This window comes from Bacillus sp. AP50 (assembly GCF_040492675.1).
In the GTDB taxonomy this organism is placed as follows: domain Bacteria; phylum Bacillota; class Bacilli; order Bacillales; family Bacillaceae_G; genus Bacillus_A; species Bacillus_A cereus.
The window spans coordinates 1-6,124 of record NZ_JBEUTW010000309.1 but is presented as its reverse complement, the minus strand read 5'-3'; the positions used below and the strand labels follow the sequence as shown (position 1 = coordinate 6,124).

Sequence of the window (6,124 nt, the reverse complement as noted above, 5' to 3'; positions counted from 1 at the left end):
AAATTATTTTAATATAATTAATTAGATGGGGCATTATGAAGTGGTAGGATTTATATAAAACTAAATTCAAGTGATTCTGTTTGTTGATTACATAGGGAGTTATTGAATGAGATAGAGTCTATGGCGTTTAAGAAAATGTCTATATATAGTGGGTAAATCCTTATGGAATCTATACATTTTCTTTAGTGAAATAAAGTATGATTATAAAAATATAACCACCTTTTATTACTAGGTCATAAAAGGTGTTGACAATATAGAAATTCTATTGTTATGATTCATCATGTGGAAAGGTTGATAGAGAGTAAAAAGAGAAATGTTTTTCATTGATAATAAAAGCGAAAAATAAGTGACGATAGAGTGAGTATATTTTCCTTATAATAGATGCTTTTTGGATCATCTAGTAAAATCAATCTGGAAGCAAGAATTGATATATGTAAGTTGCGCAAGGCGCGGCATAAGAAAGGAGCAAAAGGATGAAGGAGCTTCATACGTTTGGGTGGTATGCAGCACGTGTATCACCACATTTGCCGAAAAAAGCATTTAAACCAGTGCCTACTCGTTTATTTGGTGGACTGGCTTATTTGCTTGTGGCATTGGCGGGGTTAATATCGATTGGTGTATTTGAATTGAATGTGTGGGCGAATCTAGGAATTGCGATTGTTCTTGGATTATGTTTTGCTTCACTTGGATTTTTAGGGCATGAAATTTTACATGGAACTGTTGTAAGAAAGGCATGGCTTCGTGACTTCTTAGGCGCGATTGCATTTATGCCATTATCAACAGGGCCAAAGCTTTGGAGAAAGTGGCATAATGCAACGCATCATGTTCATACACAGCATGAAGAGAATGATCCGGATGCATGGCCGACACTTGAGAAACTTAAGAAGAGTAAGTTTTTGAGTTGGGTATATCGTATGCCTTTACATGTACGTTCATTCTTTAGTTTTCTGTCACTAACAATTCAATTTACATTGCATTCGACTCGAATGTTCTTTCATTTTATAAAAGAGTTCAAGTCATCCAATCAAAAATCTGTATGGCTTCAACTTCTTTTGCCTTGGACAGTTTGGATTAGTTTATTGTTTATTATGGGACCTGGAAAATGGTTATTTGCATATGTCATTCCGTTGTTAATTGCTAACTTTATTGTAATGGCATATATTGCAACAAATCACCGCTTAAATCCAATTGTTCCAGTAAATGATCCGTTAGCAAACTGTTTGTCAGTAACAGTGCCGCGCTGGGTAGACGTTTTACATTTCAATTTCTCATATCATACAGAACATCATCTGTTTCCTGCTATGAGTTCTAAATACTATCCGTTAGTAAAAGAGAAGATTAAAGAAATGTGGCCGGAACGCTATCATGAGATGCCGATGACAAAAGCTTTGGCAGCGCTATGGAATACACCACGTGTGTATTATCAAGGAAGTGAATTAGTGGATCCGCATAGAGAGCATTTCTATGGTTCTTTAGGAAATGGACTAGATCCTCATAATATTTCATATCGTGAGGAACATATAGAGGAAGAAAAGAGTATTAAAAAAGTAAATCAGTAAAAATTAATATATTTTTGCAATGAAAAAGCAAGCCATCTCAGGCTTGCTTTTTCTTATAAAGAAACTTCCTTTTTGTTCTTTTTATGGAATTGGACGGAGTTAGTTTCTTTTCGTTGTAGTCGTTTTTCTAAGAGATTAACAAAATAAGTAAATAGAAGAACAAGTACGAGATAGTATACACCAACGATTATGTAAGTATCTAATTGTTGGAAGTTACCTGCTGCAATTGATAAACCTGATCCCCATAACTCGGACAGTCCTACGTAAGCGACAAGTGAAGAGTCTTTTAATCCGATAATAAATTGGTTTCCTAGAGGAGGAAGAGACAGACGAAATGCTTGTGGTAATATAATCCGGCGCATAGCTAAAGGGTAAGGCATACCTAAGGAGCGAGCGGCTTCCAATTGTCCCCGGTCGACGGATTGAATGGATCCTCGGAAAATTTCCGTAATATATGCACCGTTATGAATTGCTAAAGCGATTGCTCCTGCCCAAAAAGGGGAGAAAACAATGACAGATGTAATGCCAAAATAGAGAATTGCGATTTGAACGATTAAAGGTGTACCACGAATAATAGCAATATAGATATGAGCAATGCTATTTAAAACTTTGTTATTCGAGATCCGAAAGAAAGCAAATAATAATCCAATTAATGAACCGAGTACTAGGGAGGTTAATGTTAATTGTAATGTGACAATAGTAGCTTTTAAGAGTGTGGGATAGGTAGAGATAAAAATTTCAAACATGCGTTTCACCTCATATTGTATAGATTTTAGTAGAGAATGAAATGCCCCACATAAAATGAACATTTAATCAGTGGGGCACTGTTTATGAATCTTTTGAATGGCTAACTTACTTCGTTTTTTCCTCTTCACCGAGAATATTACGCCCGAACCATTTTTTACTGATCTTTTCATACGTACCATCTTTAATGATTTCATCTAACGCTTTATTTACTTTCTCAACCATTTCTTTATCATCTTTGCGAATAGCAATTCCCATTTCATCAAGATTTAATGGTTTTCCGGCTTCTTTTATATTTGATTTTCCTTCTTTTATCATACGTAGACCAACCATTTGATCCGTAATTACTGCGTCAACACGCCCAGGCTCTAAATCCATAAGAGCAGTAATATCGCTGTCATATTCAGTGATTTGATCTGTATATTTTGCAACAAGATTTTTAAAGGTACTAGCTTTTACAACACCAATTTTCTTACCTTTTAAATCTTCTGGAGAAGAGATAGCGTTATTCTTTTTAGCTACAAAAATTTGGGCGCCAGAGCGATAGTACGGATTTGAGAAACTAACAGCTTTTAAGCGCTCCTCTGTAATTGCCATACTACCCAGTATTACATCATATTTCTTCGCTTGAAGACCTTGAATCAGCGTTTCCCATGGGTTTGTAACTGGCGTAGCCTTCATGTTCATCTTTTTAGCAAGAGCTTCACCGATTTCTACATCAAAACCGACAAGTTTGCCGTCATTTTCTTTATAGTTAAAAGGTTTGTATAATCCACTCATCGCATAGCGAAATTCTTTTTCACCATTTGTTGAAGTAGTAGAGCTTTCTTTGCTACAAGCTCCTAGTATGAAAGATGTACATAGTGTAATGCTAGCAACAATGGTTAATAGTTTTCTTTTCATAAAACCCCTCCTATATATTGATCATACGGATGGTTTTTTAGTATGTTATTGAAATATTTTATTTGGATGATTAGTTGTGCACCGTATGAATGTATTCTTTTTCGTTCGAAACAAAAGTTACATTATAAAACGTTGCGTAAAAATTGTTTTGCCCGTTCATGTGATGGAGCTGAAAAGAATTGTGCTGGCGGAGCATCTTCTACAATCTTTCCATCATCCATAAAGATGACGCGATCAGCTACATCTCTTGCGAAATTCATTTCATGAGTAACAATAACCATTGTCATCCCTTCTTCAGCAAGTTCTTTCATAACTTGCAATACTTCTCCAACAAGTTCAGGGTCTAAAGCTGAGGTAGGCTCATCAAATAGCATAATCTTAGGGCTCATTGCAAGAGCTCGTGCAATGGCAATGCGCTGTTTTTGACCACCTGAAAGAAGATGAGGAGTTACATCTGCTTTATCTTGAAGGCCGACTTTTTGGAGAAGTTGAGTTCCAATATCCTTTGCATTTGCTTTCTCTAATTTTTTTACGTGAATAGGTGCTTCTATGATGTTTTCTAGTGAGGTCATATGAGGAAAGAGGTTAAAGTGCTGAAAAACCATACCGACATTTTCACGGACTTTATTTAAATTTGAATGCTTTGGATCAATTCGCTCACCTTGTAAGTGAATTTCGCCTTCATCGTACATTTCTAAAAAGTTAAGACAGCGAAGTAATGTACTTTTACCAGAACCACTGGCACCAATTAAAACAACAACTTCTTTTTCTTTTACTTCTAAATCAATTCCTTTTAACACATCAAGTGAACCGAATGATTTTACTAGATTTCGAACTTGAATCATACAAAACCCCCAGTTAAAAATATATTTTACAAATGTTGCCCCTTATTTCTGTTATTAGTCATAAATTGTCAGAATCCTTTATTTTTTTCGTGCAATTTGATATTCAAAGAAATAATTTTTTTAAAATCTCTATATCCTTCTATAATGAAAATATGGATAATAATATATAGGTAGTATTTATATTGCTTATAAAAAGGGGGAAAGGGAAGATGGAAAAAGAAAGGAAAACATTTTCTTTTGGATTACGTACACAACTTATGCTATTCACTACAGTTTTAGCTTTCATTACATATTCAACAAGTATCTTTTTTATTTACGTGATATACGATTATTTTCAAAGTTATGTAAGTCAAACTGTATATAATATTATCGTTATGTTATTAGGGGTAGTATGGTCTGGAATTTTAGCATATGGAGCAGCCGTATTTTTAATTAAACCGCTTCGCAAGTTAGAGGAAGCGGCAAGAAAAGCAGCTGAGGGTGATATTCGTGAAGATGTTCCATTACCGAAGACAGATGATGAAATTAAATCTTTAAGTGTTGCATTTAATATGATGTTAGGAAACTTAAGGGGCATGGTAAAAAATATTGATACAACATTTTCGTATACAAATAATCAAGTACAGCAGATTAGAAAACAAACAGGCGAAGCAACGAGACAAGCGCAAGGTGTATCTGAGACACTTGCAGAAATTTCTTCAGGCGCTGAGCAATCAGCGGCATCAATTCAAGCAATTGTTTCTGCTGTTGATACAACGACTTCTATTGCAAGTGAAGTAGAAGAAAAAGCGAAGCAGTCTGATACATTGTCTTCAGAAATGGTTGAAGCTTTAGGGCATAGTACTCGTGTCTTTACGTCTTTAATTCAAGGTATTCAAACATTGGCAAAAGAAAATGAAGATTCAATGCAAAATGTACAGAAGTTAGAAGAACGAATGAAACAAGTAGAACATATTGTGTCTGTTGTGAGTGCGATTGCTAGCCAAACGAATTTATTAGCACTAAATGCTTCTATTGAGGCAGCTCGCGCAGGAGAGCATGGAAGAGGCTTTGCGGTTGTTGCGGAAGAAGTACGTAAACTTGCTGATGAAAGTGATCATTCTGCAAGAAACATATCGCAGTTATTACGGAATATGCAAGATGAAGTACAACAAGTTGCAATGAAAATGACAGAACAAGTGAAAATAGCTAAAGAAGAGGCGAAACGTGGGGAAGCTACGGAATTAATTTTAAAAGAAATGTCATCAAGTGTTATGGAAGTAGCCGATGCAACTCAGCAAATTAGTAGTTATATGAATGAACAAGTGAGCCACATTCATCAAACAGGAGCACAAACAAAAGCTGTAGCAGCAATTGCTGAAGAAACGTCAGCTGGTTCGCAAGAAGTGGCGCGTGTGACGCTACAACAGTCTAAAAATATGATAGTAATCGATCAATTATTAAAGGATTTAGAGAAACAAGCAACTGATTTGAAACAAACAATTGAACGATTTTCAATGTAAAAGGAAGAACAGAATGCTGTTCTTCTCTTTTTTATTTAGCTTGATTTAATATTTACAGTTAAACTATGAACGTTTCCGCAACATTCTTTTCTGTCCCTTTCGGATGAAAATTATAGCGAGCTATAATATTAAAAGGGGTGTCTTTTATGAAAAAAGAAAAAAGACAACGGTTAATTAAACAATTTGTAAAGGAGTATGAAATAGATAAGCAAGAAAGATTAGTAGAATTGTTAGCAAAAAAAGATGTATTAGTAACACAAGCTACGGTTTCTCGCGATATTCGTGAGTTAAACTTAACGAAGGTACCTTCTCAAGAAGGATTAATGATATATAAAGTTTTCTCAGAAGAGCATGTACAAACTGATATAAAGTTAAAGAAAAAATTACGAGAAGTTGTTGTGAAAATTGATTGTGTAGATCAATTAATGGTTATTAAAACATTACCTGGTAATGCACATGTTATTGGTGTTTTATTTGATGAGTTAGATTGGAAAGAAAAAATAGGATGTATATGTGGAAATGATACATGCCTTATAATTTCACAGTCGAAATCAGATAGGGAGATTATAGA

The 6,124-nt window shown here is 34.8% G+C and carries 5 protein-coding genes and 2 pseudogenes; 4 read left to right on the top strand and 3 right to left on the bottom strand.

All coding sequences use genetic code 11. From position 1 onward, the window contains the following. Window positions 1-473 precede the first annotated feature (473 nt). Entirely contained in the window at window positions 474-1,559 is a 1,086-nt protein-coding gene (locus ABWK52_RS20885) for a fatty acid desaturase family protein (RefSeq protein WP_000661226.1), read from the top strand. Between the two features lie 53 nt (window positions 1,560-1,612). Here ABWK52_RS20885 and ABWK52_RS20880 read toward each other — a convergent pair whose 3' ends face one another. From ABWK52_RS20880 to ABWK52_RS20870, 3 genes are all read right to left on the bottom strand, one after another. Then, a complete protein-coding gene (locus ABWK52_RS20880) occupies window positions 1,613-2,368 on the bottom strand; it encodes an amino acid ABC transporter permease (RefSeq protein ID WP_002004337.1) in 756 nt (251 codons plus the stop codon). A gap of 43 nt (window positions 2,369-2,411) precedes the next feature. Next, window positions 2,412-3,206 carry an ABC transporter substrate-binding protein gene (locus ABWK52_RS20875; RefSeq protein WP_000823768.1) on the bottom strand — a complete coding sequence of 265 codons (795 nt, stop codon included), beginning with the start codon at window positions 3,204-3,206 and terminating at the stop codon, window positions 2,412-2,414. Between the two features lie 122 nt (window positions 3,207-3,328). Further along, window positions 3,329-4,051 (bottom strand): amino acid ABC transporter ATP-binding protein, encoded by a 723-nt coding sequence (locus ABWK52_RS20870; RefSeq protein WP_000616925.1) that lies wholly within the window; start codon window positions 4,049-4,051, stop codon window positions 3,329-3,331. A gap of 209 nt (window positions 4,052-4,260) precedes the next feature. Here ABWK52_RS20870 and ABWK52_RS29825 point away from each other — a divergent pair. From ABWK52_RS29825 to ABWK52_RS20860, 3 genes and pseudogenes are all read left to right on the top strand, one after another. Then, window positions 4,261-4,611 (top strand): annotated as a pseudogene (locus tag ABWK52_RS29825) (HAMP domain-containing protein); the annotation flags it as partial. 369 nt (window positions 4,612-4,980) lie between these two features. Further along, a pseudogene (locus tag ABWK52_RS29820) lies at window positions 4,981-5,553 on the top strand (methyl-accepting chemotaxis protein); the annotation flags it as partial. Window positions 5,554-5,699: 146 nt separating this feature from the next. Beyond that, window positions 5,700-6,124 (top strand): arginine repressor (locus tag ABWK52_RS20860; RefSeq protein WP_061661979.1); only part of this gene is annotated, 425 nt, incomplete at its 3' end.